This window comes from Bradyrhizobium sp. SPXBL-04 (assembly GCF_051853035.1).
Taxonomy (GTDB): domain Bacteria; phylum Pseudomonadota; class Alphaproteobacteria; order Rhizobiales; family Xanthobacteraceae; genus Bradyrhizobium; species Bradyrhizobium zhanjiangense.
This window is the reverse complement of the sequence record NZ_CP182472.1, coordinates 1,591,777-1,617,455: the sequence shown is the minus strand read 5'-3', so window position 1 is coordinate 1,617,455 and position 25,679 is coordinate 1,591,777. Positions and strand designations below refer to the sequence as shown.

The window sequence follows — 25,679 nt, the reverse complement described above, 5'->3', positions numbered from 1 at the left end:
TCTCGCAGTGGAGCCCCTCAAGGATGGGCATTTGCGTCGTCCGAACAGGCGGACGGGTTTCCGCTGGCGCGGATGCATGCACGATAGAGCCACGGCTCGACGTAGCTGCCCTTCCAGAGCCCTTGGCCTGCGCGCTCGGCCTCCCGCTGAGCTTCGTGATATCTTCCCTTCGAATACTGAGGCCAATCCAGCGCGAGACCGTTGCGCACAAGCCATTCCCCGAGATCCCTGCCCGCGACGGAACAGGTCGCGACCGTGCGGCCATACCGGTCGAGACTCAGCAGGACACAGTTGACGGGACGCCGCGCAATGTAAGCGTCGAGATCATTCGCCGCCTGCGAACCACAGCGGTACTGCAAACTGTCGTCACCGCGACATAGCTGGGTGCTTTCTGGAGCATCCACACCCCAAAGCCGGATCCGCGTCCCGTGAATTTCCAACGTGTCGCCGTCAACGACGCTGGCCTGACCGACAAAGCTGTCGGCGAGGGCCGCGCTCGATAACAGCAGGAGCATCAATGCAAGGACTCGGCGTTTGCTCATGACTTTGGGCTACCAGCGATTAGCGCAGATCGCGCGGATTGGATTTCGACCAGTTTTCGAGCGGCTTGAGCACCGGCAGGTTCTCCGGCCGCTCGGGATAGTGAAACTCCGTGCCACGCAGCCATCTGCCCTCGAAACGGTTCCAGAACAGGATCGCATCCATCTGCCAGGTAAACTCATAGACCTTCCAAACGCCGTCGCTCTTTATGACTTCACCCGTTGCGTTGAAAGGCAGGTTGTTGAGCTTGCAGAGCGCGTAGATCTCATCCCAATGCTCGCGGATATAGCGGTCCTCCAGGGCCACATGATACGGCCGGTCGGCACGCCACCGGGGGCCGCCTCCACGCGGATAGAAGCCCTGGCGCGGCATCAGGAATTCGGGGATGCGCGCAATTGCCTAGCCGATCCGACGCGCCTCATCCGACGAAAGCTTGCCGACGCCGAAGCTGTAGCGCTGCGCGTCATCGCGGCAATAGAGCCACGCGAGGGTCACGCCGTTGGCGTCCCTGACCACATAGCACTCGGAATTTTCCCGGACCAACGTCCAGGGCGGCTTGAAACGGCGACTTGACTCCATGAGAACAAAATAAGAACATGAACCAACGACGGTCACCTGGAACAACGCCATGTCCTCGGTCCCCAAGCCGAACGAACGGGACGATGGTCTGAAGACCGCCGTCGACGAGGCGATCGCCGCTCGCGGCGGCGATATGCGCTCGGCTATTCGCGCGCTGATCGTTGCGAACAATTTCCTGGAGTCGGAGAATTCAGAGTTGAAGAAGGCCGTCTCCCACGCCTACACGCGGGGCGCTTTCGAACCTACACGGGATAGGCGGCGCTGAATGTGCAATCTCTATTCGATCACAACCAACCAGGCGGCGATCGCCGGTCTGTTCAGGCGCATGAACCGCTATGTCGGCAATCTGGCGCCAATGCCCGGTGTTTTTCCGGACTATCCGGCACCGGTGATCCGCAATGTCGGCGACGCCGAAGAATTGGTTCTGATGCGTTGGGGCATGCCGCCCCCACCCAAGACGGGCGGGCCGCCGGTCACCAACATCCGCAATACGTCCTCGCCGCATTGGCGCGGCTGGCTGAAGCCGGAGAACCGCTGCCTCGTGCCGGCGAACAGCTTTGCCGAATACGCCCCCGAGCCAAATCCGGAGACCAAGAAGAAGGACGTCGTCTGGTTCGCACTCGAGGAAAGCCGGCCGCTGTTCTGTTTCGCCGGCATCTGGACCGAGTTCAGAGGTGACCGCGGCACCAAGTCGAAGCCGATCCCCGGCCCCCACCTCGTCTACGGTTTCCTGACGACCTCACCCAATGCGGTCGTCGAGCCGATCCATCCGAAGGCGATGCCAGTGATGCTGACCACCGAAGAGGAGCGCGATGTTTGGATGCGTGCTCCTTGGGACGAAGCAAAGGCACTGCAGCGCCCTTTGCCCGAGGACGCACTGAAGATCGTCATGCGCGGCGAAGACAAGGAGGACAAGATCGCTGCGTAGGCTGCATTTGCACGAGCACCAGTTGAATGTACTTTTGCCGGAGCGCTCGCGGGAATGCGACTGAGACGCTGAAGTCCCGTCTAGGTCGCATGTGCGTCTTCTCGGGTATCACACCGGTGGATTGATTAGACGGGGTTGGTCGCTTTCGCCCAAGGCCCGATACCTTCCACGATGTCGTGATCGAGAAACATCCTATCACGTCTCTCCAGGGTCTGGTCCATCGCACGCTTTAATTCCATACGGTTGAGCTGCACATGTGCGAGCTTAAGGGCAAAGAAACCGTCACTGCTGGTTCGTCTTTGCACGGCATCCTGCATCCATGTCCAGGCGCGCGCGTCCGCCGAGTGCAGAAACAGCACCCAAGCGGCATAAGCGTCAACTGCATCCTGAGCTGCGAGATAGTTCTGCCACCAATGATGGGCGCAGGCTTCGCGCCAGCGCAAACGCGCGGCCTTGACGCGCAGATCGGCAATATCCGTGCGGACCTGGCCTTCGGGCCAGGCCTCCGGAACAGGGAGCGCATAGCCAGTGCCCAGCCCGTCCAGGAGGACGGCACGTCGCTGCCGCCAAGTCAGCGACCACGCACGATCTGCAGCCCCAAGATCGGCGATCCAGGCGGCCATGCCATTGTACGACGCCGCCAAGGCGACATCGAAGAGATGCTGATCCGAATGGCAGAATGGCAGGCTTACAAGTTCGTCCCGAAGCGCGGCGACCGGCGCTGAATCGGGAACGCGAAACACTATATGCAGCAACTCGTCCACACCGGCCGGACCAATGTAGCGTGTTGTCACACTCATGCGCAGTGCGCGCCAAAGCGCGGCACCGCGCATGGGATCTTGAATGAGCAGCGCCTCACACAGTGCAAGGAATGCAGTCTCGGCGAGGCGCACGCGTCTGCGGAAATCCGTACTGATGTCGTGCGAGCCTTCCAGCCAGCGATCGATCATATCGGGCGCATGCTGGATCACAGGTCCCAGATCGACGGCATCAACATTGGTGAGATAGAGGCTCGCTCCTGATTGCCTTGCTTCCTCGATACGAGCTGTTGCGGTCTCTACTGCGCGTTGGTGAGCCTTGATGCGCGCATCGGCATCGAGCGCAGCGCGGATCGCTGCTGGACTATTTCGGCCCTGGGGATCGGGCCTCAGCTGTACGGAAACGAAGAATGGAGTGAATCTCTTCTCCGTCCGATCGACGGTAAGGGTCGAGCCCGGGTCCGGTTCTGCGATTTTATTGGCGGCAAGCACGTGACCGAAGATCTCGGTAGCAAGCCGCACCTCAGCGGGGTCGGCGCCACGGACGCGCGCCGCCTCCAGCAGGCGCCACGGCGCAAGCCGCGGCCCCAACTGGTCAAAGGGCAGAGCCGATTCGGATCTGATAAGTGCACCGGTGCCATAATGGTTGACCCAGACATCCGCCGCCGGGCTCCAGCCCCAGGCCTTTACGGCAAGATAGCGCCCAAACCGGGCAGCATCGGCCAGCGTCAGCATGCGAAATAGCACACCGTCCAGGTCATGATCGGGCTGGTCGATCAAACTTATCAGCCACGACCAAGCGCTATCGCTAAAGCCGCCCGGGTGGATCGACAAGAGCACGACGAGATCACGCCGCTGCTTGGCAGACGCCGCGCCGTAGCGCGCAATCAGGGCGTCAACGTCCGCCAGAGACGGAGTTCGCATGACCTCGGCAAAATCGGCGGGAATGAATTTGAGATCGGCCGCAATCAGTCTATCGAACTGAGTCTGTGCATCACCAAGGGACTGCAGTTCGATCTTGAGCAACTCGCTCGCCGCGACCCCCTCATTATTTTCGTCCGCCTCGTGCGCGCTCAGGCGTAAGGCCTGCGCTGCCTGCGCCTCCGTCATTCCCGCCAGGATGAAAGCCTCGTTGGCGTGAATAGCGCTCCAATAGCGCGACTCGGGTGGACAGGACGCGAAGCTTTCCATTTTGCGACGTAGCAAATCAGCGAGAGCGTCCGGAGCGCATCGCGCGAGTGCCGGTTGGAGTTGTTCGAAGAACAGTTCTTCCGGGATACGTCCCATCTGCCGATGGATCTTCGCCACATCGAAGCCGGCAGCGGCGGAACGCAATTCCTCGACGAAGCCGGCTGGCGGCTGAAAGATTGGATCGAGCCAAAGCTCGGCTGTGCGCTGCAAGCGGGTATGGAGAGGCCGCTCCTTGTCCTCAAGCGTAAAGTGCGCGTGTCGGCGCTCGAGGGCAAAGAAACTCCGGCTCGGGTTCGCCAAGTAGTCTTTCTCGTAGGTGAAGTGCCGGTCGAAGTCCGGGTCGAGGCGAGCGGCGCTTTCCTCGTCGGCTTCCTGTCCGCTGAGCCAGAGCAGGAGCGCCGCGGCGCGCGCAGGAAGTTGCGGGTGAATGCCGGATTCGGGCACGCGCGAGCAGATATCCCCTGACAGACCGCGCAGGGCAACAGCTGTGGGTTCGGGATCGAGCTCATTCAAGTAGCAAAGCCATTTCAGCCCCTGCCATCCATCCGTGTGTCCGCGGACGGCCGAGGCGACCGCTATAGCCTCGAAACACGGCGTGATCTTCGACAAGGGGAACCCTTCGAGGAGCGTAGGCGCCACGGCCTGCAGCCTGCCATCGTCGCGATCGACGAGACGCAGCGTAAGCCCCAGCACCGACAATGGTCCGGACGTATCGATCCCGATACGGCTGCGGTAACGCTCCGCACGACGCCGCTCGAAGTCGGCGTTGGCGTCCGGCCTGTGGTCAACTTCGCGCGATACCATCGAGAACCAGGCACGGACCCGCGCCGCGATCGCGGTCAATTGCGCGCCTTCGGTTCGTGGGATGGCGCGAAGCGCATTGACCGCCCATATTCGAGCGGATGCCTGTGCGTGCGCGTCCGACTGTTCCACGGCATCGAGAAGGGCGTCTGGAATGCTCGGTGCGAGGCTCTCAAGCTCACGGCGGTGGCTATCGGTGACGTTCTGAGTTTGCAGCCACGCTGTGACCAGAACGCCTCCGATGGGCGTTGTGAACGGGCCTCCGCGTTCGACAAGAATCGAGACCGCCGCCCGGAGAATTTCTGCACGCTGGTCCAGGCCGGCGATCGGGTCGAGCCATTGCGTGACCTCGGCTTCGGCCTCCGCAAAGGTCGCACCGCCTATCGCATCGAGATGCGCAAGCAGCGCGGCCCCGAGCGCGTGGGCTACGACGGTCGGACTGAGCTGCATTGCGCCGGAGGGTCCAGGGCGTGCGAAGCGTCCATCAATGATGTCGCTCAGCCGTGCATACACTTCTCTCTCGGAGAGATCGGGCCGGCTCGCCGTTTCGCCGAGGCTCTTGAGGGAGAATTCTTGGATACCGCCGCGGTAACGTCCGGCGATTTCAGCAAGCCACGCACGCCACTCATTTTCGCTGAAGGATTTACCGGCGCGATCACCGAAGGTGTCCCGCCCATATTCCCACAACAGCCGATGGATCGTGACCTGACCTGCCTCCACGAGCCGATCGCGAAAGCGGATGACAAGCTTGAACAAGCGCGGGGTGCGCGCAAGTTCGATGAGGTCGGGATGCAAATCTGCCTGAGCAAGGTTCTCGAAAGCGAGCATCTGATCGAGCTCGCCGCCTGCCGTGGCATCATAGACGTCGACAGCGACGGAGGCTGCCGCAACGACAAGCCCGCGAAGGCCCGAGAGCTTGTCTTCGAAATGATGTCTGCGCGTGCTGACGATCACACGCACCCGCCCCTCGAAGGCTACGCCCTGGAGGGTCTTGAGGAGCGTCAGCCAAGGAACCGAGGGCTCCTGATTGAGGCCGTCGAATAGCACGGTGAGAACAGGCCCCTCTTCCCTCGGCCGCTTGAGCAGATAGGCAAGCCGACGCAACCAATGCTCGGGACCGCGCGTGCCGGTAAGCTCGCAGAGACGATCGGCAAAAAAACGCCTGAGGGTCGATTCCGAGATCCCGGTCAGACCGGCAAGCGCGGAAGAGGGAACGGTGAGGACAATCGGCTGTTCGTGCACCCGGTCGGTCAGCCAGTCGAGCGCAGCCCAGGTCTTGCCGACACCGTCCCACCCGATGATCGCCGCCGGCGCGTCGTTAGCTGCAGCACCCCGCCACCAGGCATCCAGCGCATCGTGAACCCGCTGGCGTCGCACCCTCTTGGACTGAGTTCCCCCTGCCGCATCTTGCCCCAGTTCGGCGTTCGAAATGCGGTGCGAGGTCCAGATGCCCTGTAGCTTGCGGTGCGATTCGGATCTCAGGCTTTCGAAGCCAAGGGACCAGACTTGCAGATTTCGGCGCAGGCTGACGATGGCCTCGCCCATTGCAGGTTGCAGGTGGCGCGCGTGATTGGCAGCTTCTTGCGAGAACGAGGCTTGCACGAGATCCGGGCCGAATGCGCACAAGGCAGCGAGCGGCGCGGGCTCGTGTTCTTTCCAGTCGATGACGATAACGGGAATGCCGAGCCGTTCGCCCTTTTGCACCAGGTCTTGAGCGAGTTGCTCGGGAACGCTGCGCGTGGCAATCAGAACCCACGCTTCCAGCGCCTCGTCGCGTGCCAGCGCATGGTCGATTTCGCCGAGGAGTTCGCGATCACTCAGGCTGGTCTCGTCGCCATATTTCTTGCACTCCAAGCGGAACCGGCGATCCTGCTGGCCAACCGCACCCGCATCGCCCCCGTGTTGAAAGCCTGACTTGGCTACGGCAACCGAAATGCCGAGCAAGCGGCCCACAAGTCCGGCCGCGAGATCTTCCAGCTTGTGAGCGTTCTTCTCGGCCTGAAGCGCAGATTTCAATTGGCTCTGATGGGACAGCTCTTCGGGGGTGAGCGGCATGACGATCGGTTGGAACGAATGGGACTGCGAGACGCGTACTGGATCCTACCTACGGCGCGACCAAGTCCGTCGAAGGCAACTAGTGTTGGCGGCGAGGACACGCTAACTCTCCTCGTCGGCCAATGTTATGACTAGTCGCACCAAGATGATTTACGGCCGGCCCGAGCCGCCCTACCCATTCTCACATCCTTTGGCTGAGAGACCGGTAGTAGCGGTACTGACCTGAGCCTGCCGGATGCTCGAATTGAAAGCAACCCGCGAAATTCTCAATCGCCTGCATGACCCCTTTCAGCGACGGTGCCGTGAAGGCATGGGTCTGTCCCGTCGACCAATGCGAGAGGTAATTGCTTACGATGGTTGCCACCGAGGTGTTGAGGCCGGCGAGTTGGGCAGGCTCCAGGACCAGGCGGCCAGCCGCGTCGTGGAGGTCGACGGCTGCTCTGATGGCATCTATCAGGTTCTTCGCCATGTGCTTGTCGTCGTTGAAGGCAATGCCGATAGGCACGGGAACGCCGACCTTAGAGATGACCTCCTCAAGTTTGAATTCGAGGTACTGTCTGATCCGGGGAGCGGCATCGTCGGTGTTTCCGGTGTCGAGAAAGGCGTGGGTCGCATCGCGGATCTTGTGGATTGCGCCCGACTGCGGCAGGACCGATGTCCGTGCCGTGCCCTGAATGCACTGGTGCCACCAGCCGCCGTCGTTGGCATTGGTGTTGAACAGCTTCTCGAGGACGGTATCGTGGCTGAGAAGGATGACCTGCGGGCCATCTGGGATTCCCGGTCGGGCGAATTGTCCTTTGATCACGTTCATCAGATGGAACTGGTGGCCGGAATCAAAGCTCGATGTTACGTCATCGAGAACCAGAAACTTGGCGCCCCCGCCATACAGCGAGGCGGCCGCCAAGTAGACGCTGATCGCGAAGGCGTTGCGATAGCTCTCCGAGAGAACAGCCTGGGCTGAGATGTCCGGCAGCGTCCAGAACTGAGCAAGCGAGATGGAAATATCCTCGCTGCCGGCGCGCTTGCTCAGGGCCGGCACGACATCGGTGTACATGATCGCTGCGAAGATATCTCGGCTGATGGGTTCGATCGCGGCGAGCCGACGCGCGCTTGCCGCGGACTCGGCGCTTGCGAAGCATGAGCTGGCCGCGTCAAGGAAGCTCTTGACCCGGGCAATTCGCGCAAGTTCCGCGACGATGGCTGATTGCTCTCTCAGCGCGGCGCGCAAGTCCGACAAATTGCTCTGGAGGCGGCGTGCAGCTTCAGCCTTCTCCACCACAGCGGTGAGCTTTTCGGGAAGGCTCTTCTCCAAGGCGAGTTTCCTGTCGGTCAGCTCTTTGATGTTTGCGACCGCGCGCTCGGTGAGCGTTTTGAGCCATTCGGCCAGCGCGCGAGTGCGTGCCCCCTCCAGGGCACCCTTCAGCCCGGCGTCCTTTGCCTCGGCGAGCTGGGCCTGCTCATCTTCCTGACGGCACAACCGTTCCAGCTCGTCAAGCTGATTCCAGCCTTGTTCGGTCCACTCGCGAGCCAGATTGGCAGAAGCCGTCTCCACGGCCTCAAACGCGGCGATCTTGTCGCGAACGTGGTCGAGAATCGAAGCGGGGCCGGATCGATCACATGTCGGGCAGAGGCACTTGTCCGCCCAACTGTCATCGGCAAGGATGGTTTCGCTGAGGCCGTAGAGCTGACGGAACAGATCTCCTTGCGTGAGCTTTAGGGCGGCGTCGCGAGCATCGGCCAGTTCCACAATGCGCTTGGCATGCCGTTCGCCTGGCGCGGCTTTCACCGCCTCTGACCACCTCGCCTCGTCGCGCAGAATTTTCGCAAGTTCTGCCCTTGCCTCACCTCCCTCGGCAGCTTTAGCTGCGTCGACGCAACGCGAGGGATCGATCTCCTCGAACGTTCGTCCATCACAAAGGGGCTTGAGCAGTTCGATGCCACTGAGGGCGGAATGCGCCTTCGCGAGCATCGTCGCCTCGGCTTCGGCCGGATCGTACTCGTCACCGACCAGCGCTGTGAAGGCTTCCTTGATATTGGCTCGGGCCCGCTGGACGGATACGGCCGCACTGTTTTTCTTGGCTTCCTTGCCGGCGAGGCCAAAGTGATTGTTGAAAGCCCTCGTGTTTGTCAGCGAGGCCAACCCTTGTCGCAGGGACGAGTAACGCTTCAGCCCCAGCAGTCCCGCGAAGGACCGGCCGCGCTTCTGCGGCGCAAAGTCAATAAAGTCCTGAAACGTCTTTCCGTCGAGAAGGACGAACTCGCGATTGAGGTCCGCCAGGATCGCATTTCCGTCTACACCTGCGCTAGCCACAACGGTTCGCCCGCCGACTGCATCGCGCCGGACGGTCACATCGACCTCGGCGCCGCCATCGGCAGGCACAAGGGTCAAGGTGATCGTTCCCACACCACCCGCATGGAAGCGGTTGAGATAATAGGATGAGCCCTTTTCGGCCGCAGGCAGATCGTCGAGCTTGGGAATGCGGCCGGTAATCGCGTAGACCACAGCATCAAAGATCGATGTTTTTCCAACCCCGTTCGGCGCGGAGATGGAGTTGACGCAATCCGTCTTGAGTTTGAGAACAAGGGGAGCACCCTCGTTGTTGATGCCACGAAACCCTTCGATGGAGATCTTCTGAAGATACCAGCCGCTCATCGTGCAGTGCTTTCCTCAGAGGACGTTTGCTGCGGTTCGACAGGCGCCGTCGCTAGATACAACGCGTCCAGGAGCGCATCCTGATCGAGAGCGATTTCCAGACTGAGCTTTGACAGTGCCCCCGACAGGACATCCGCCAAGGGATTGTCGACCTGCTTAAGCGTGGTCGCGAGCGCCGAAATGTTTTCATCAACGGTTCTGCTGTCATCGATCTCGAACGCAATTTCAATGTTCGGCACTATTCTCCCCCAAGCACACAATCTTTCCTCGACTCTAGCCAATGCGGCAACGCAAATACCTTTTTTGCCACTGCTTATATGAACTCAAATGGTACGGATTCGGCGTCAGATTCAGCACGAGTGACGCGTTGTCCACCTCGCAGACAGCGTGTCTTAGTACGTTCCGTACAGCGGCGCCCTATGGGCTCCCGCGGGCCATCCTGCGAGGATCTAGCCTAATATTTAGGAGCGCGATGCGTGCGACAGTCAAAAGGGCCATCTGAACCAGAGCCCTTGATGTTCGCGTTGTAGTATTGGCCCATCGACGGTGCGGCCAAAAAGGCCTCGAAGGTCGCTGCAGGCATCTCGCAATAAGGATAATACACTGATCTTAGTTGCATCACCATGAACTGCTGGGACTTGTCGTAGCACGTGCGGTTAATGAAGCTGCTTCGGGAAATATCGGTGCAGGCGAACGATGCAAGATCTAGCTTGCCGTAATATTTCACGTCAATTGTTTCCGCCGCCGCCCAAGTGGCGCCGGCGAGAGGAGCAATGATGAAGACTGCAAACCGATACACGTGAAATTCTCCCTGCAACAGAGCCGCTGATTTGACTTCACGGACGCTTTTCCGTTTTCGAAGCGCGATCTTCGGCGTCCTCCTCGCACATGTAGGCGCCGCGCTTCGTGGTGCCGTAGCTCTTCGTTCCCGCGAAGTGATAGACCTTCGACGGTAGGTTAACCCAGACGACGGTGTCGGTCGGGCAGCGGGCTTTTGCGGAAGCTTCATCTGCAAACTGCCCGGCCTCCAGCGTTGCCGGGTCTTTCGGCGCGGACGTTTGCGGTGCCGGAGCCGGCACAGGTGCCGCAGTCGTCGTCGTGGGGGCCGGCTTTTGCGGCGCTGGGGCTGGCGCAGCTCGCGTCGCGGTTGGTGCGGGCCGACTCGGTGGGGGCGCAGCAGGTGCCACCTTGGGTTCGGGAGCAGGCGCACTTGGCGTAGTACCGCTGGCCCTGCACTGCTCGACGTAGGCCCTCTCCGTGACGCCACGGGCTTGCATGCCTGCCTTGTCAGCTCGCCATTCGGCGATGCACTCCTTGGCGGTCTTCTGGGAAGACGAGGCGCTCGTCGGCGGTGATGGCGGCGCAGCGGGCGGAGGCGTCGCGGCGCTTGGCCTCGGCGGAGGGGCGGAAGCTGCTGGCGCCGCACCCGCCTTGCATTGTTCAACGTACGCTTTTTCGGTCACACCTCGGGCTTGCATGCCGGCCTTATCAGCGCGCCACTCGGCGGTGCACTCTTTTGCGGTTTTCGATCCGGCAGCCGTCGCTTGCCTGAGCGCTGGCGGTGGCCCCGTCTCCACCGGTTTGGCCGGCGGTGCGACAGCGGTTGGCTCCGCCTCACCCCTGCATTGTTCGACATACGCTTTTTCGGTCACACCCCGGGCTTGCATCGCGGCCTTGTCCGCGCGCCACTCCGCCGTGCATTCCTTCGCAGTCTTTGCGAAGGCCGGACCTGCGGAGATGCCGAATACAACCGCAGCAGCGATGAGACCAATGCCGATCTTCATGTTCGTTCTCCTGGCTCCGTGGCCTGCTAATCCACAAAAGCGTTCAATTTGTCTCGTTGGGAAGTGATCGCGCGTATGCCGCGACTGAACCGCGGACGCCCGGTCGTAAAAAAGCCGCTGCAAGTGTTCTTCTCGTCGCAGCGATCGCATTCTTCCACGAAGCCGTTCTTCCAGTCCGAGATCGACTGGAGCGCGTGCGGCCAAACAGACTTTGGAAGAACACACTTGGGAAGATTGTACACCGACACGTTGACGCCAGCGGCGCTCAAGTGATCGACGGCCCTCGTGAGTCCGTCGCCATAGTCCACCGGATCCATCCAGAGCATGGCATCGTTTGCAATTGCAAAGCCGGTGTTTTCGAGGCCCATCAACGCGACGTGGTCGACGAACGGCAGATTGCGGGCAATCCACCGACCCGTGTCCTCGATGATCGGCGCGGTCAATGCATGCAGGACGACGCGGATTTCGACCCGTTGTCCCCGGTCCTTGAGCTTCAGAATACCCAGGATCGTCTCGTCGAACGCGCCCTTGGCCTGCACCACGTGATCATGAACATGATCGACCGAGGCATAGACCGGAATGGCAGCCATCAGGTTCGGGTGGCCGATATCCTTCCAAGCGTCGACAATCCGCGAGTCGGAGAATGCGCGGCCGTTGGTGAGCACCTGGATGGCCGTCGTCGGCAGCCGGTCGCGGCAATCTTTGAGGACGCCGGTGAAATCTTCCCAATCCGACAAGGTCTCCCCGCCAGTAAACGTCAGCGCACGGGTCGCCCGATCAATGAGAGGCAGGCTTTCCTTGATTTCGCTGAGTATCCACCGGTCATCGACATCTTTCGGCGGTTGCGAGCACATCAGGCAGTAATTGTTGCATCGTTCCGTGACCAGAAACGAGTTGTGCGCCGAATTGCGGCGATACAGCGTGCGGAATTTCCTCGATGCATGATCGAAACCAATGACATCGCCGTCCGCGAGATAGTCATACCTCGGGGGAACAGCGACGAGCCGTCCTGTGAACGTACCGGGTAGATCGATTGAGCCGTCGGAGACGACAAGGATGGACGGCCAATCGGCTTCTATCGCGCGCCGGATGTCGCCTGGCGTTCTGGCGAGCGCGAAATCAGCCATATGACGTTCGGCTGCACTGTCAACCGACCGGAGCCTGAGGACCGATCGGGCCTTGTCCGAAGAAAATCCAGCGCTCTGCGAGGCTGTGCCATAGAGAGGAAGGGTCATGCTGCGGCCCACCGTCGCAAGATGGCAGCATCCTCTGGGGAGTTTTCCACAATATCCAGCAGCAGGCCCATGATGCCCTTTTGCCGGGCACAAAACGCCGACAGGGGCTTGATTCCAAGGGCGTCACCCTGCGTGGCGTGATGATAAACAGGGTCCGCTCCGCAGTGGCTCTCATACACACAGGTCGAGCATTCGGGCGCACATTGCGTGAGCGACGACGAAATCGCACCAATCAGCTTATCCGACAGGACGAGAGAACCGTAGCTGTCGTCGTCCACGTGACCAAGCCGGAACGCGTCATCACCGGTCTCGGCAAGCATCCTGCCTTCATCTGACGCGAAAACACTGCCGTCATAGTTGTAGACCAGCGCGCCAAGGCCGGCGCCGGCCGGGCTGCGCAAATCAACGTAACCAATGGGGCGGTCCGAGAGCATCCGTGTGAGAAGCAGCGTCGCGTAGAACTCCCGGAACGGCGTGCCCTGTCGGTTGATCTCCAAAATCCGGCGTAACCCGCGCTCGTAGAAGGCGAGCCACTTCTGCGCGTCGTATTTGGCGAACTGCTTTGTCTTGATGGCAAAACCGAATGGAGAAAGCGGGCGCAGGAAGATGCCATCCAACCCCAATTGGAGATATTCGTCGATGATTTCATCGACGCGATCGAGGCTCGCCTCCGTAGTGGTCATCAAGGCCCCGACCCCGTCGGGACCTAGAATCTCCCTCGTTCGCCGGATTCCAGCAATGGCTAGTTCATGACTATTTCCACCGGGTCGAGGGCGATTCTTGTTGTGCAGGTCGGCAGGACCGTCGAGGGAAGTCGAGAGCAGAACGTTGTTTGCCTTGCAAAAGCCGAGAATGGCATCGTCAAGCAAGGCCAGGTTTGACGCGATGACGAAGTCGAGCTGTTTGCCGGACCGAGCCTTCGCGGCAGCAACAATCGTTCGGATCAGCGGAAAATTGAGAAGCGGCTCCCCACCCTGAAACTCAAGCTTGATGCGAGCCGAGGGGCTGGCGAAGGCAATGTCCAGGGCGCGCATCGCCGTTTCTTCGCTCATATCGAAGCGCGAGCGATCAGTGCTTTGGCGCGAAACCTGGCAATAGGGGCAAGAATGCTCGCAACGTAGCGTTACGACAAAAATATGGAGCGGGGTCGTCTGCTGCAGGAACGACATCCGGCTTCTCAGTCGAGCCGCCAAGAGCTGCCGTTGCGCCTTCTGGTTGGTTCCGGTAACCAAATGAGCGGCATAGGCCTTTTCGTAGAGGCCGTCGCCGGGTCGAACCTGAAGGTCGACCAGCCTGTGCAGTTCTTCCTCGGTCAGGCGGATGAAATCGCCGACCAGGTTGGAGACGAGATACTGGCCTGAGCCGGCGCGCTCAAAATTGAACGGCAACAACGAAAGATCTCCGGTTGCCGCGCTGAACGCCTCAGGAGGTGAAAACCGCGCCATGGTCCTCCGGCAGAACTTTATCCGCCATCATTTTTGTTAGCGGCCAGGGCCCCGAAGGCAAGTGCGAGGATGACGTTCCGAACGCCTTCGGTTTTTTCAGCGACGCGAGACCGCAGGTTTTCGTCGGCGACAAGATTCAGAAACCGTTCCTTCAGTTCGTCCGAACTGAGCGCGGCTCGCCTTTGCGGATTGGCAGAAGAAACCAGGCGGCACACATAGCGGTCGCCCGCCCGTTCAATTTGGCAGGTCGCCGTTCCGATCAGACGATAGGCTGCCGCGTCCAAAGCACTGAGGCTTTGGACGCTTGAATCGAAATCGACAGCTACCTCGACCGGGGACGCCGCAGGAAGCTTAGCGGCTGGAGGCATGGGACGCATGAGAAGCATGCGACGCGTGGGAGGCATGGGAGGCATGCTGGGCCACGATGGTGCCATCGGCCTCCTTCGTCATGACGAAGCCAAGAAGGTCCTCGCCCACCTGGTAATGGGCATTTGGTTGAAGGTTCGAGACGGTGTTTTCGGCCGCTACCGCGGTTGGTTCGTTGGCAACTGCTGCCTTGGCCTCCGCGCCCTGAACCGACATTCCGGTGAGTGATGCGATTGCAGCGCCAAGCGAAAGCACAACTTTTGACTTGTCAGTCATATAGCCCCCAATTCTTAATTTGCTCAAACAATACGCACTCTTACAACTTCCGATGGCGCAGAGTCTATAGTTCTATTGGTCGAAAGCTCACTCGATCCGGATCGGCTCCCCGCGCCCCGAAATCTTCCGCCCATTGATTTTGTTGCACCTTTTCTTCGAAATGCTGTCAGGTATGTGACGTTTTGGTCGGAGCCAGTGGAAATGCTGGCAGCCTGCGATTTCGAATCCCTCTGTGTGATAGCAGCCCCGAGCGAATAAGGGGGCGCAAGGATTCGTGCTGCAAGGAGCGATCTCGATGCTGATGACGAAGGAGAGGCTGCCCGCGATCCGCACGCTACGCTGCTGGACCAGTCCTCGGCATAGCTATTTGGCCTTCTTCGTCGTGCGTAAGCGCGCATACGTCGCTTTGATAAGTTCATCCAACGCGGCTGCTGCGTCCTCATTCAGATCCGGATCATCCCTCAAGATCGAGGATATTTGAGCCAATGGACTCGCACTGCCGAACGCTCTGGGCCGTTGAGTCATGAATTGATCAGCCGGCATCTTAAGCCAGGCCGTCAGTGCAGCAAGACTGTCCACGTCGGGCCGCTTGCCCTGAGAAAGCCGCGTCAAGGTAGATGCGCTTACGCCCGAACCAGCCGACACATCCTTCCAAGTGATGCGCCGCGCTAGGCGCTCCGCATCCAATGCTGCGTGCAGCGCAGCAACGTCAAATTGGGCGCCTTCATCTTTTTTCGATTTCACTCTTGCAATTCCTCGCCACAAGTGCAATATTAATTTCACTCTAGCAATTCTTGGTCTTTCTCGCAATAGGAGAATTACATGGCCGACGAAGAACGCGACGACTTACCAGAGAAGCTCGAAGCTGAGGCCGAAAGACTCGAAGCGAAGGCCGAAGAGCTTGAGGCAGCGGCTCACGAGCTCGAGGCGGAAGCCGAAAAGCTTGAGCGAGAAGCCGAGGAGCTCGAGGTCAAGAAATCCATCGAGGTGATTTTCAATGAGAAGTACCCGGTTGTCGTCCACGGAAGGGACCAGACCGGTCTGAGCCTCAAGCAAGCCGCTATCGAGCAGAAGGTCCCGATTCAGCTCGACTTCGTCCTCAGCATCGAGGTCGGCGGTGGCAAGACCGAGTTGATAGGTGACACGGACTACATCAAAGCCAAGAAAGGCGATCGGTTTCTCGCGATTCCGAACGACGACAACTCATGAGCGAGATCACGCCGATCATCATGAAGGCTATCGAGCAAATCAGGGCAAGTCTTCCTGATTGTCTGCTTAATGCTATCCCGGACGGAAGCGGCGGCGCATATGTCACCTTGGATAAGGTGCCGCTTGGAAAGCCGTGGGCTCAGCCGGACACCTGGATCGGCTTCTTGATATCGTTTCAATACCCATATGCGGACGTCTATCCACATTTTGTTCGACACGATCTTCGCCGCGCCGACGGCAAGCCTCTCGGTGAGGGACTAGGACAGGCGCAGTTTCGTAACCAGCCAGCGGTTCAGATTTCACGCCGATCAAACAAATTGAATCCGGCGACCGATACCGCGTGCCTTAAGCTCTTGAAGGTTCTGCAATGGCTTCGATCTCAGTAAGACCCTGGCGCTTGATACTGCCCGAAAAGATGAAGGCAGAGCTATTCGCCCATCTCTTTCCCGGGGACGGCGACGAACACGGCGCCATCATTCTTGCCGGCATATGCCAGACCGACCGAGGGCTCAAGCTCGTTGCCCGAGAACTCCACGTAGCCGTGGACGGCAAGGACTATATACCTGGGCGTCGCGGTTATCGCATGCTCAAAGCAGAATTCATTCAAAGCCGAATCCTGAGGGCCCGGGATCTCAAGCTCGCTTACCTTGCCATTCACAATCATGGTGGAACGACTTCGGTCGGCTTTTCAGCAGACGACTTCGCTTCTCACGAGCGGGGATACCCATCGCTTCTCGACATTTCGCGCGGGATGCCTGTCGGCGCCCTAGTGTTTGCTCATTCTGCTGTCGCGGGTGATCTGTGGTTCGAAGGGCTAACGCGTGCGCCTCTAATGGAGGCTGTTGTCATTGGCCAAAGGCGCGAACTCCTCCATCCCTCGCCGCGGACGGTGGTCAGCAATACAGTAGTCGAATACGATCGTCAGGCAAGGCTGTTCGGCGACACCGGCCAGGCAATCTTGCGTTCACTACGGGTGGGCATTATTGGTGCCGGAGGCGCTGGCTCGATCCTCGCAGAACTTCTTGGTCGCCTTGGTGTTGGAGAAATCGTTCTCGCTGATCCAGATCGAGCAGAGATCACCAATTTGCCGCGGCTCATAGCAGCACGCCGGATCGATGCGATTATCGACTGGCTTCCGTCGAAACTTCAAACCAGATTCGCCCGGTATAAAGTAGATATGGCGGCTCGGAACATTCGCCGCGCAAATCGATCAGCAAAAGTCACTCCGCTTCGGTCGAATTTCCTAGACAAGCACGTCGCCAAGCATTTCGTCGATTGCGACTACATTTTTCTGGCGGCCGACACGATGGGTGCACGCTTGCTCTTCAATGCCATTGTGCAACAGTATGGTGTCCCCGGAGTGCAAGTTGGCGCAAAGGTTCCCCTATCCTCATCAGGAGAGGTGGGAGACGTTTTCTGCGTGGCGCGCAAGGTCATGCCTGGATATGGATGTCTATGGTGCAATGGTCTGATCAATCCTGCAAGGTTGCAGGACGAGGCAATCTCTGACGAGACACGTCAGGGCTACTCGTACGTGGCAGACCCTCAGGTCACCGCCCCAAGCGTCATAACTCTAAATGCAATCGCGTGCGCTCACGCTGCGGATGAGTTTCTGTTTCACGTTACTGGCTTGAAGAACCCCGAAGCCAATGAAGATTGGCTACGCTGGAATTCTCGTAAGGGAGCCGCGGGATATGATCGCCCACGTCGCGATATGACCTGCCTTGAGTGCTCGACGGTAGATGACAGCCGATTGGGACGTGGAGATTTCTTTTCGCTGCCGACGCGGGTCAAATAGTCAACGTTTGTCTCGCCCGTCATAGAGATTGTCGTTTTCAACGAGGACTGCGGTCTGTGCTGAGGCAGCGTCCTGCTTATTTACGTCACGTAAAAATACAACGCCTGGCAGATGTAACATGAGCAGCCCAGCGACTTCGCGCCCGGACGATGTTGCATCGATCAGGCTGTGACCGAAAATTCGTCGGAGGCCGGCCGACGAATTGTTGTAGGAATCAATCGTCGATATCTCGGTCACCCAGGTAAAATGTGGCAGATGAATTTTAAGCAGGACGTCCTTTAAAGCATCAGACGCGGTGCCTCTGGCGATATGGCGTCGATAACCTTCGGCTGATGTTAGATAGGTTTTGAGGAGCAGTGTGCCGCTATTGTGAGCAACCAGAAGATCATCAAGGAGCGGATTGACAGTACCTGACTTGCTGATCAGCGCCTTGAGTTGATCAATTTGCGAGAAAGCGTTTTCCATACGTCTGCGAGCTGTCAACTCGGCAGCACGTGCCGTAGAGAAAGCCCGCATCGGCATTAACGCCATTGCAAACACGCCGTGCGTCTCAACATCGAACTGAAGATCGCCCGCTCGCGTCTTGCGCCGTACAATGTCTTCGACAGAAAATTTATTCGTGGTGTTGGCTGTGGTCGGGATAACCTTATACGGGCCAGCCTGATCGTCATGAACGATGAAGCCCGCCACATAATCTAAAGGGCGCGACGTCGGTAGATCGATTTTCGAGAAGACACGGCCGATCACAGTCACAGCGTGTCCGATATGTGCGCTTGGGACGTTAAGGCCAAGTATGACTGGGAGACCCGATTCCACGTACGGCAAGATCTGTTCGCCTATGTCTCTTCCCTTGAAGCAAAGCGGCTGAAATCCCATCTCGCTCACCGCTCTAATCATTCTCTCCGATGTCAGGAAATCGGAGCCTGCGGGAAGTGAAGTCGCCTCTTCGGGAGTCGTCGGCGCAGCAAATTTTGTGATATCCGCAACGGAGAGCCAATCATATCGGTAGCGCTGGTGCATATGTCGCGCGCCCATCCAGATCGCGATCTGAGCGCAGGCACCCACACGGGCGTCTTGCTGCATAAAGGCTGCACCACTGACGTCGAGTTCAGCCCCGGCCAAGTTCGCGCGGATGTCCGCCCGGCATGTGATAACGGATTCGAGGTCTTTTCCCTCCGGTCCCCGCATCTTTAATGCGGACCGGCCAATCGACGCATTGGGAAGCGGGCGCAGCACGCAAAACCCACAATAGCTTCGCTTCGAGGTCGCCTCTAGCGCTTCAACGCGTTCATCCCAATTCTTTATCGCAAAAATCTTGGCGACATCTTCCGCAAAAAAATGAATGCGTTTGCAGTGCCGATCGTATGTCTTGAAGGTTTGCGCATAGAAGTACCGATAGTCGGCAGAGTAGTCGCGATCGATGTATGGGGATTCAATCAGGTAGGACGTTACGTTCGAAAGCATGAGGTGGTGAATAACGCTGTTCACCACGGTCGACGGACCGCCGAGCAGCGATGCCAATTGTTGCCAATCTGTGGGATGCGCTAGCGGGCCAATTTCGAACGTAACATTCATGCACGCTCAACTTTAGGATGAAACAAAGGGCAAAAAATTTTCGTTCATGTGCGTTGGCTTATCGCCAAGCAAACTTCAGTGTCTCTTGAGCGGCCTTCACCGCTTCGTCTTGAATATCTTCGATTTCAAACAGCGTTTGCTCATCGGCCAGCAGAGAGAAGCCGGCATCGGTTGGGTTGAACTCACGTCTTTGCGTGAGAGCAGGCACCTCAATCGGTGGCGTTGGTTTTTCTTGCTTAGGCAGGTTGCTGCTCCATCAACTGCTTAAATTACGTAGGATCCAGATCTCGCTGCTGAGATCTCGTTGGAACAGACTAGGCGAGCACTTTCGAAATTGCACGTCGAATCGACTCTATCCTGTTCTTTAGAGTCAATAGGTGTTGCACGTCAATCACCTCCAGCGGATTTGCTCGGAATAATAAGCGGTTGAGCATTTTGTTCCGCTCCTGTTCCCTCTGCCGATCATATGATCGGCGATGGTATCCCCTGGAGGGGAGGAAATCCTAGCAGCCAAACACGCGCCGCTACCAGAGCGGGAATGACTTACGATAAGCTGTCTTGTCATGAATCAACGCACGCAGGCTTACTTCGACGAGCTCGTCAGGCGCGCCGTAACTGCCGCAGCGATTCCGCGCGAGCCACAGCCGCTGGCCCAGCCCAATGCGTGTCACGGAAACTGCGAGGAATTCGCCCGGCGTCATGCAGGCCATGAAGTCGTTCGCGGATGGCTTGTGGTGGGAGGCCACTGGTTCGTGCCGCACAGCGTCGTTCGTGAAATCGCATCGGGGAGGATGATCGACATAACCCCCGATCTCAATAACAGCGGCATGATTCCGTTCGTTGAACACATGGGATCGGAGGAGGATTTCATCATCCTGCGCCAAGGGCGCGACGGAGGCTGGTTGCACATCTCGACCTGACTTCTCACGCTGAGGCACTGACGTGATACCGGCTCCACGCTGGGCAGCCAATAACCCCGACATTCATCGAAGCGCCGCGTGCGATCATCTAGACGCTACCTCTTCGGCTAGAATAGCCTCTTTGCTATGAGTGAACCGCGCCTGAGACCATTGCCGGGGACCGCATCCGCTGGAACCTGGCGCATGCACAATGCCGACGACGTAGTCGCAGACGGGCGACTTGCAACATTCTGAAGCGGCCAACACCTGCAACGGTTGCCTTGATCGGCACCGGCTTCTACTTGCAACCAAAAGGCGGCTTCGCGACGGCCGCGCACGTGGCCCTGGAGGCCGAACAACAGCTTGCCGCCGAGCCGGATTCGGTTGGCGTAGCCCACACCCTTCCCAACGGCAAAACTCGGTTTCTTCCGATCTGGAAATTCTTCATTCACCCAACCGCAGACGTGGCGTTCGGGATTCCGCGCTACGAGTTCGTAAACGACGCCACGGGCGAGGTTATTCGACCAAAGGTTCTGTCCTTAACATCGAAGGCGCCAGAAACCGGAGCCTCGGTGAGCACCTGGGCATACCCATTGCACCGGATCATTGACGATGCGGCAGGGCAGTCGTTGCACCTTCAGCCTGACTTTTACGATGGCCTATTGGAAGAATATTTCGAGGATCGCGGCCCTTCGGCAAAGCTTAGGCCGCCTTTATTTTCGCACCAGCATCAACCTCCATGGAGGTTCGAGTGGTGGGCCGGTCTTCAACATGGCCGGTCAAGTCTTCGGCGTGGCATCATGCAGTTATGATGGAGCCACCGATATCGCCTTTGTAACACCCGCGAATGCGTTGCTCGACCTCGAGATTCCAGAGCGCATCTCTGACACCTTTACGGGAGGACCAAACGTAAGCCTACGTGAACTTGTAACGCGCGGTCGGATCGTGATGGATGCACCATTGTCGTTCCGCGATGAAGGAGAGCCGTGATGCACGAGAACGACAGGAGCATCCTGACGGCCGCGCTACGGAAGGCCTCGATTGACTATTAGCGTCAGACGCCAAGGCCAACATTGGCCGGAGGCGGCCCGAGCAAAGAGACCATGGATGAACTCGAGGCAGCATTCGAGAGTTGCGCCACCTACAGGGCGGTTGCCGGCAAGGTTCTGTTCAGTGGAGGCTCGGGACCGATCATTGACGGGTACGGTCTGGCATCACGGCTATTTTCCAAGGGTGTTCAATACGCCGAAGATATCGATGGAGCCGTGGATTGGGTGATCCGTCTGATGACAACGCAGGAAACCACCAGACGGTTCAAAGCCGCTTTCTGGGGCTTGCAAGTCGATCAGGACGCTTGGCTGTCCACTCGATCTCGCCTGATGCCGTTCGACGCATTGCCGGAATCGCATATGAAGAGACGAATCGTCGAGCGAGCCAGGCGCTGCTATGACGGCTCTCAATGGATGATGCAGAGCTATTTCGACAAACCATCGGCGGCTTTCGTCGAGGACCTGCCGGGATTCCCATATATCCGCGCCGACAACGCGGCGTTCCTGAAGATGAACGAGATGGTCTGGAAGGTCGAGACACTTTCTGTGTTGGCGCAAGCATCCGCTGTTGGTCATCCTATTGCCGTCGCCTGCTGGTTTGAGTATGCGGACACCGAACTTGAATGGGCGGAATGGGAAAACAGCCTCACTTGGCTGCTCCCTGAGATCCATCCGGCTGTCAAGCGCACGGTCTCGACCGATATCGCTGTGCTGAACGCGAATATCCGACGCTACGCGAGTCTTGCCGAGGATTACCGCGCGCGCGTTTTTCGATCGATGGAGCGCTTCAGGCTTAGCCAGTCTCGCCAGCAACCCATAGATCGCGTTCTCGATCTCGCGCTCGCCTTCGAGATAGCCCTAAGTGATCAGGGTGACAATGCTCCCCCGAGCTGGAAAGTCAGTGTCCGTTCTGCGCAGTTGATCGGCGGTCCACTCACCACGCGTCAGAAAAACAGGGATGGCATGGCTGTCCTCTACGACCTTCGCAACCAAGCAACTCACGGCGGCTCGTTGAAGGCGAAAAACAAGAAGCCGGTCGAGCAGGTTCTTGAAGAGAGCTTCGGGCTGTACGTCGCCGTCGTGAACAAGCTGCTCAGCCTTGGTTCAAAGCCGGATTGGAAGTCGATCGAACTGGAACCGAGCAACGGTTAAGCATGCAGAGTATGTTTTGTGACTTGGGTTGCGCGAGCAGGATTTTAACCAGCAACCTGAAGGTTACGAAGCCGAAGGTCGGAATGAAAGCAATAAACGGTCTAGGTCGCGTCCCAAGCCAACCGAACCGGTTTCGCACCAGAGAGACCTCACACCGATTCAGTGATGCTCATTATGCTTTCGGCAAAGAGGGCGATTCGTCCTATTTGTACGCCACGGCTACCCAGCAGCCATACCTGCGCTCTAGATTTCTTTCTTGCTAGAGCAGCCTGCGCTCTTATTGCCTCAGGCCCATCATGGTTCGAGGCGGAAGCATGCGCGGCAAGGACGAAATGACTCGGATCGAGGCATCAGGGTCGCCAAATAGTCGGAAAATGCCGCCTGCTACGAAGCGCCGTCGTAAGAACCGTGGCATGCCGCCGCCCGCGACGTTCGATATCGATACTCTGCCGAGCAGCTCTAATTTGACGGCACTAGAGGCGGCTGCGGTCATCCGGCGCACGCCCGGAGCACTGGAGCAGTGGCGGCGCGATCCGAACCACCCGCTGAAATGGCGGTACGTCGATGGCCGGCCCCTCTATCGTGTCGATGCGGTGCGCGACTATCTGGCCAAGTGCGATAAGACCACTAAGACGCCTCAGCCGCATAATGCTCACGGAGACGGCCGAGGAGCTCGGCCTTGATCGGATCAAGCGGATTCGTCCGCTGCAGACGCACGATTTTGCCGACTCGTTTCGCGCCGACCAACTCCGCAATGTAGTCGTGAGCCGCTTCGAACGCCATCTTGCGGATGATCCACTGTTCGTCGTGATTGTAGACCTGATCGATTCCGCTAGGCTTTTGCCCAACACACAGCCGCTGGATTTCGTTGTCGTAGCCACAGCGTGACATGATGGTGCGCAAGCTGCGCCTTAAGTCATGCATCGTGAACTTGGCGACACTCGCTTCTTTGACCAGGCGCTTGACCATCTTGGTGAAGCCGGACATCTGGCCGCCGGTCTTTGGTGATGGGAAGACATAGTCGGCGGTTGCCCGCTGGAAATGTTTCGCGGCCGAGAGCACCTCGTCAACCAAATGAGTGCGCGGCACATCGTGGTGCAGCCCCATCTTGGTCCACGCCGCATCGAACGTGATACGGTCATCCATGATGTGTTTTCGCCATTCGATCATGGTAGGCTCGCTGCGGCGCGGGCCGCCGAGCAGGCACATGCGTGCCAGGAGACCGAAAGCCCCGAGCTTGCCGGATGCATCCCAGACCTTGATGATCTCCTCATCGGTCAGCGCGCGGCCCTTTGTTCGGCGCCCGACTCTCTGCGCTCGGGTTTCCTTGGGCGCGCGATAGCCGGCGAGCACGTTGTGCTCGACGTAACCTTCGCCGACGCACCATTCGAGGAAGGTATGCACGTGCTTGCGCAAGTCCTTGGCTGCGCCGCGCTTGCCGGTCTTTGCAATCTTGTCGACCGCAGCCATGATCTGCCGTCGCGTCAGGTCCCCCACGCCGCTCTCGGCGTGATTCTTGAGCCCGCGCCGCAGCGCCGACATTGCTGGCTTCCAGTTGACGACTTGACGTTCGGTCAAGGACGTCTGGTAGGGACCATCTTCAACAATGAGCGTCCCGAGCGTGGTGCGTTGCTTTTCGGCTGCCTGTTGCCGCCTCGCCTCGCGCTTCGCATCATTCGGGTCCAAGCCCTTGACGACCTCGCCTGCGGCGATGGTGGCGGCCTTGCGCGCGGCCTTCTCGTTATATTTGGGCCACGCGCCGAGGGTCTTGCGCTGGGTCCCCCTCACCCCCGGCTTGGTGAAGAGGTAGACCCAGGTCCGGCCGCCGGTGGCGCGCATGCGCAAGGCGAGGCCGGGGAGCTTGTCGTCGTGGAGATAATGCTGGGCCTTACCCGGGGGCAGCGTTGCGTTGCGGATCACCGCATCGGTGAGTGTCAGCTGGTTGGCCGGCTCCGTCATGATTCCTTCCCTCTCTCTGTGCCCGGTGTGCCCCGCAAGAACGGCAGTCAGTCCTCGAACAGAACCGGGTCTCAGACCTCCCCCGTTTTTGTGCCCCAAGGGAAAATCCACGGCGGGCACAGCGGGGGCATACAAAATGTAGTAAGGTCACCTATGGGCTCTTATGGCGACATAAGGCCGTAACCACCTTCAATTAAAGGAGTTTTTACACCTCAACTATGGCCGGATTTGGTTGGCTCAGGTCTACGGATTGTGGTTCACACGGGAGAGGTCCAAGGTTCGATCCCTTGTGCGCCCACCATTTTTCTTCCTGAACCATCCAGTTTCGAGCGATCGCGGCCGCCTGACGGCCCACTCGCGGCTGTCCGCACCCGTCTCATCAAAAAAATGGAAAAACAACCCCATGCACAGTAGCGGACGCGAGCGGAAACAATGGGTTACGCATTTTCCGAATTTCGGTTGACACGTCGGGCAAAACACGGGCAGGATGGCATGATCCGGAGAGAGGCCTGCGTGCGGCTCTAATGAGCCATCAGGACAGGCAGATCCGCATGCTCCATGATATAGCTGGTCGCCCCGCCGAATATCATTTGCCGCAGCCTGGTGCGGGTGAAGGCTCCCTTGATCAAGAGATCGCAGCCTTGAGCCCTGGCGGCATCGAGGACCGCCTCTCCGGTCTCGCGATTCTCCAGTTCAACCCTTGTCACATGGGCTGCGATGTCATTGTACCGCAGTTGCTGGACGATCCGATCGGCAGATGGTCCTGGTACCCCCTGGCCGCCAATGACGGTTAGGACCGATACCCTTTCGGCCACACGGAGCAACGGCATGGCAAATGCGTTTGCCCGAGCTTGCTCGGTACTACCATTCCAGTGGATCATGATATTTGTCGCGATACTTCTTGGTGCATTCGATGGCGTCAGTAGGACGGGCCTGCCGCTCTCAAACAGCGCGGATTCAATCGCGCGACGATGAGGGCTCGGAGCATCAATGTCAGACCGTGCCATCACGATCAGATCGAAAGCGCGCCCATAACTTCCGACAACGTCTTCGCCCTCCGGCGCGGTCTCCAGCCAGCCGAAGCATGGTCCACGCGATCCCGCAGTGGCTCGAGGAATATCGTGCTTCAACATGAATGCTTCGAAAAAGTTGCGCATGTCGTTCAATTCGGCTTCGGTCTTAACTTGATACGAATCTAAAAGGACGCCGGTGGCCAATTCCGCGGCTACATATTGAGGCATGCCGAAGCGGAGTGGAAAGCCTTCGATATAGGCGCCGGAACGTTGCGCGAGGCCTACGACGACATCGAGCGTGGATGTCATCATCGAAATATTTCGAAGCGGGACCAAGAGCGTCTTCATTTTGAACCCCCGGTGCTTTCGGTGAACATTGACGCAGGATGCCTAATTTCACTTGGGACGGCGCCT

The 25,679-nt window shown here is 58.9% G+C and carries 25 protein-coding genes; 8 read left to right on the top strand and 17 right to left on the bottom strand.

The window, feature by feature from the left end; genetic code table 11:
- Nucleotides 1-17 precede the first annotated feature (17 nt).
- The 3 genes from ACNJX8_RS07605 to ACNJX8_RS07595 are packed head-to-tail and all read right to left on the bottom strand — an operon-like array spanning nt 18 to nt 1,170.
- Entirely contained in the window at nt 18-515 is a 498-nt protein-coding gene (locus tag ACNJX8_RS07605) for a thermonuclease family protein (protein WP_439361832.1), read from the bottom strand.
- Between the two features lie 46 nt (nt 516-561).
- Nucleotides 562-912, bottom strand: coding sequence for a hypothetical protein (locus ACNJX8_RS07600; RefSeq protein WP_439360111.1), 351 nt, complete (start codon nt 910-912; stop codon nt 562-564).
- Between the two features lie 27 nt (nt 913-939).
- Nucleotides 940-1,170, bottom strand: coding sequence for a hypothetical protein (locus ACNJX8_RS07595; RefSeq protein WP_439360110.1), 231 nt, complete (start codon nt 1,168-1,170; stop codon nt 940-942).
- On the opposite strand from ACNJX8_RS07595, the gene ACNJX8_RS07590 reads away from it, so the two are divergent.
- Together ACNJX8_RS07590 and ACNJX8_RS07585 are read left to right on the top strand one after the other, a co-directional pair.
- Nucleotides 1,169-1,384 (top strand): hypothetical protein, encoded by a 216-nt coding sequence (locus ACNJX8_RS07590; RefSeq protein ID WP_439360109.1) that lies wholly within the window; start codon nt 1,169-1,171, stop codon nt 1,382-1,384. The genes ACNJX8_RS07595 and ACNJX8_RS07590 overlap by 2 nt on opposite strands.
- Nucleotides 1,385-2,047 (top strand): SOS response-associated peptidase, encoded by a 663-nt coding sequence (locus tag ACNJX8_RS07585; protein WP_439360108.1) that lies wholly within the window; start codon nt 1,385-1,387, stop codon nt 2,045-2,047.
- Between the two features lie 125 nt (nt 2,048-2,172).
- On the opposite strand, the gene ACNJX8_RS07580 is transcribed toward ACNJX8_RS07585, so the two are convergent.
- The 10 genes from ACNJX8_RS07580 to ACNJX8_RS07535 all read right to left on the bottom strand — a co-directional run bounded on the left by ACNJX8_RS07580 (nt 2,173) and on the right by ACNJX8_RS07535 (nt 15,355).
- Entirely contained in the window at nt 2,173-6,852 is a 4,680-nt protein-coding gene (locus tag ACNJX8_RS07580) for a hypothetical protein (protein WP_439360107.1), read from the bottom strand.
- A 181-nt stretch (nt 6,853-7,033) separates the two neighbouring features.
- Nucleotides 7,034-9,505 (bottom strand): AAA family ATPase, encoded by a 2,472-nt coding sequence (locus tag ACNJX8_RS07575; protein WP_439360106.1) that lies wholly within the window; start codon nt 9,503-9,505, stop codon nt 7,034-7,036.
- Nucleotides 9,502-9,744 carry a hypothetical protein gene (locus ACNJX8_RS07570; protein ID WP_439360105.1) on the bottom strand — a complete coding sequence of 81 codons (243 nt, stop codon included), beginning with the start codon at nt 9,742-9,744 and terminating at the stop codon, nt 9,502-9,504. The genes ACNJX8_RS07575 and ACNJX8_RS07570 overlap by 4 nt, the downstream gene beginning before the upstream one ends.
- Nucleotides 9,745-9,959: 215 nt before the next feature.
- Nucleotides 9,960-10,304, bottom strand: coding sequence for a KTSC domain-containing protein (locus ACNJX8_RS07565; RefSeq protein ID WP_439360104.1), 345 nt, complete (start codon nt 10,302-10,304; stop codon nt 9,960-9,962).
- Nucleotides 10,305-10,341: 37 nt separating this feature from the next.
- Nucleotides 10,342-11,289 carry a hypothetical protein gene (locus ACNJX8_RS07560; RefSeq protein ID WP_439360103.1) on the bottom strand — a complete coding sequence of 316 codons (948 nt, stop codon included), beginning with the start codon at nt 11,287-11,289 and terminating at the stop codon, nt 10,342-10,344.
- Between the two features lie 26 nt (nt 11,290-11,315).
- Nucleotides 11,316-12,416, bottom strand: a complete 1,101-nt coding sequence (gene hxsC / locus ACNJX8_RS07555; protein ID WP_439360102.1) for a His-Xaa-Ser system radical SAM maturase HxsC — start codon at nt 12,414-12,416, stop codon at nt 11,316-11,318.
- Nucleotides 12,417-12,520: 104 nt separating this feature from the next.
- Nucleotides 12,521-13,969, bottom strand: a complete 1,449-nt coding sequence (gene hxsB / locus ACNJX8_RS07550; RefSeq protein WP_439360101.1) for a His-Xaa-Ser system radical SAM maturase HxsB — start codon at nt 13,967-13,969, stop codon at nt 12,521-12,523.
- A gap of 17 nt (nt 13,970-13,986) precedes the next feature.
- Nucleotides 13,987-14,346, bottom strand: coding sequence for a hypothetical protein (locus ACNJX8_RS07545; protein WP_439360100.1), 360 nt, complete (start codon nt 14,344-14,346; stop codon nt 13,987-13,989).
- Nucleotides 14,321-14,611, bottom strand: coding sequence for a His-Xaa-Ser repeat protein HxsA2 (gene hxsA2 / locus ACNJX8_RS07540; protein WP_439360099.1), 291 nt, complete (start codon nt 14,609-14,611; stop codon nt 14,321-14,323). Before hxsA2 ends, ACNJX8_RS07545 begins: the two co-directional genes overlap by 26 nt.
- Before the next feature lie 363 nt (nt 14,612-14,974).
- Entirely contained in the window at nt 14,975-15,355 is a 381-nt protein-coding gene (locus ACNJX8_RS07535) for a helix-turn-helix domain-containing protein (protein ID WP_439360098.1), read from the bottom strand.
- 78 nt (nt 15,356-15,433) lie between these two features.
- On the opposite strand from ACNJX8_RS07535, the gene ACNJX8_RS07530 reads away from it, so the two are divergent.
- Genes ACNJX8_RS07530 through ACNJX8_RS07520 form a run of 3 tightly spaced genes read left to right on the top strand, consistent with a single transcriptional unit; the run spans nt 15,434 to nt 17,618 of the window.
- Nucleotides 15,434-15,820 (top strand): hypothetical protein, encoded by a 387-nt coding sequence (locus tag ACNJX8_RS07530; RefSeq protein WP_439360097.1) that lies wholly within the window; start codon nt 15,434-15,436, stop codon nt 15,818-15,820.
- Entirely contained in the window at nt 15,817-16,206 is a 390-nt protein-coding gene (locus ACNJX8_RS07525; RefSeq protein WP_439360096.1) for a hypothetical protein, read from the top strand. Before ACNJX8_RS07530 ends, ACNJX8_RS07525 begins: the two co-directional genes overlap by 4 nt.
- Complete coding sequence (locus ACNJX8_RS07520; protein ID WP_439360095.1) at nt 16,188-17,618, top strand: ThiF family adenylyltransferase; 1,431 nt, start codon at nt 16,188-16,190, stop codon at nt 17,616-17,618. The genes ACNJX8_RS07525 and ACNJX8_RS07520 overlap by 19 nt, the downstream gene beginning before the upstream one ends.
- On the opposite strand, the gene ACNJX8_RS07515 is transcribed toward ACNJX8_RS07520, so the two are convergent.
- Nucleotides 17,619-19,193 (bottom strand): hypothetical protein, encoded by a 1,575-nt coding sequence (locus ACNJX8_RS07515; protein WP_439360094.1) that lies wholly within the window; start codon nt 19,191-19,193, stop codon nt 17,619-17,621.
- 58 nt (nt 19,194-19,251) lie between these two features.
- Nucleotides 19,252-19,401 (bottom strand): hypothetical protein, encoded by a 150-nt coding sequence (locus tag ACNJX8_RS07510; protein ID WP_439360093.1) that lies wholly within the window; start codon nt 19,399-19,401, stop codon nt 19,252-19,254.
- 355 nt (nt 19,402-19,756) lie between these two features.
- On the opposite strand from ACNJX8_RS07510, the gene ACNJX8_RS07505 reads away from it, so the two are divergent.
- The 3 genes from ACNJX8_RS07505 to ACNJX8_RS07495 all read left to right on the top strand — a co-directional run bounded on the left by ACNJX8_RS07505 (nt 19,757) and on the right by ACNJX8_RS07495 (nt 22,293).
- Nucleotides 19,757-20,113 (top strand): hypothetical protein, encoded by a 357-nt coding sequence (locus tag ACNJX8_RS07505; protein WP_439360092.1) that lies wholly within the window; start codon nt 19,757-19,759, stop codon nt 20,111-20,113.
- A gap of 260 nt (nt 20,114-20,373) precedes the next feature.
- Nucleotides 20,374-20,904 carry a hypothetical protein gene (locus ACNJX8_RS07500; RefSeq protein WP_439360091.1) on the top strand — a complete coding sequence of 177 codons (531 nt, stop codon included), beginning with the start codon at nt 20,374-20,376 and terminating at the stop codon, nt 20,902-20,904.
- A 291-nt stretch (nt 20,905-21,195) separates the two neighbouring features.
- Nucleotides 21,196-22,293 carry a hypothetical protein gene (locus ACNJX8_RS07495; protein ID WP_439360090.1) on the top strand — a complete coding sequence of 366 codons (1,098 nt, stop codon included), beginning with the start codon at nt 21,196-21,198 and terminating at the stop codon, nt 22,291-22,293.
- A 627-nt stretch (nt 22,294-22,920) separates the two neighbouring features.
- Here ACNJX8_RS07495 and ACNJX8_RS07490 read toward each other — a convergent pair.
- Nucleotides 22,921-24,252 (bottom strand): tyrosine-type recombinase/integrase, encoded by a 1,332-nt coding sequence (locus ACNJX8_RS07490; RefSeq protein WP_439361831.1) that lies wholly within the window; start codon nt 24,250-24,252, stop codon nt 22,921-22,923.
- Nucleotides 24,253-24,773: 521 nt separating this feature from the next.
- On the bottom strand, nt 24,774-25,613 hold the full coding sequence (locus ACNJX8_RS07485) for a universal stress protein (protein WP_128944778.1): 840 nt from the start codon (nt 25,611-25,613) through the stop codon (nt 24,774-24,776).
- Between the last annotated feature and the right edge of the window lie 66 nt (nt 25,614-25,679).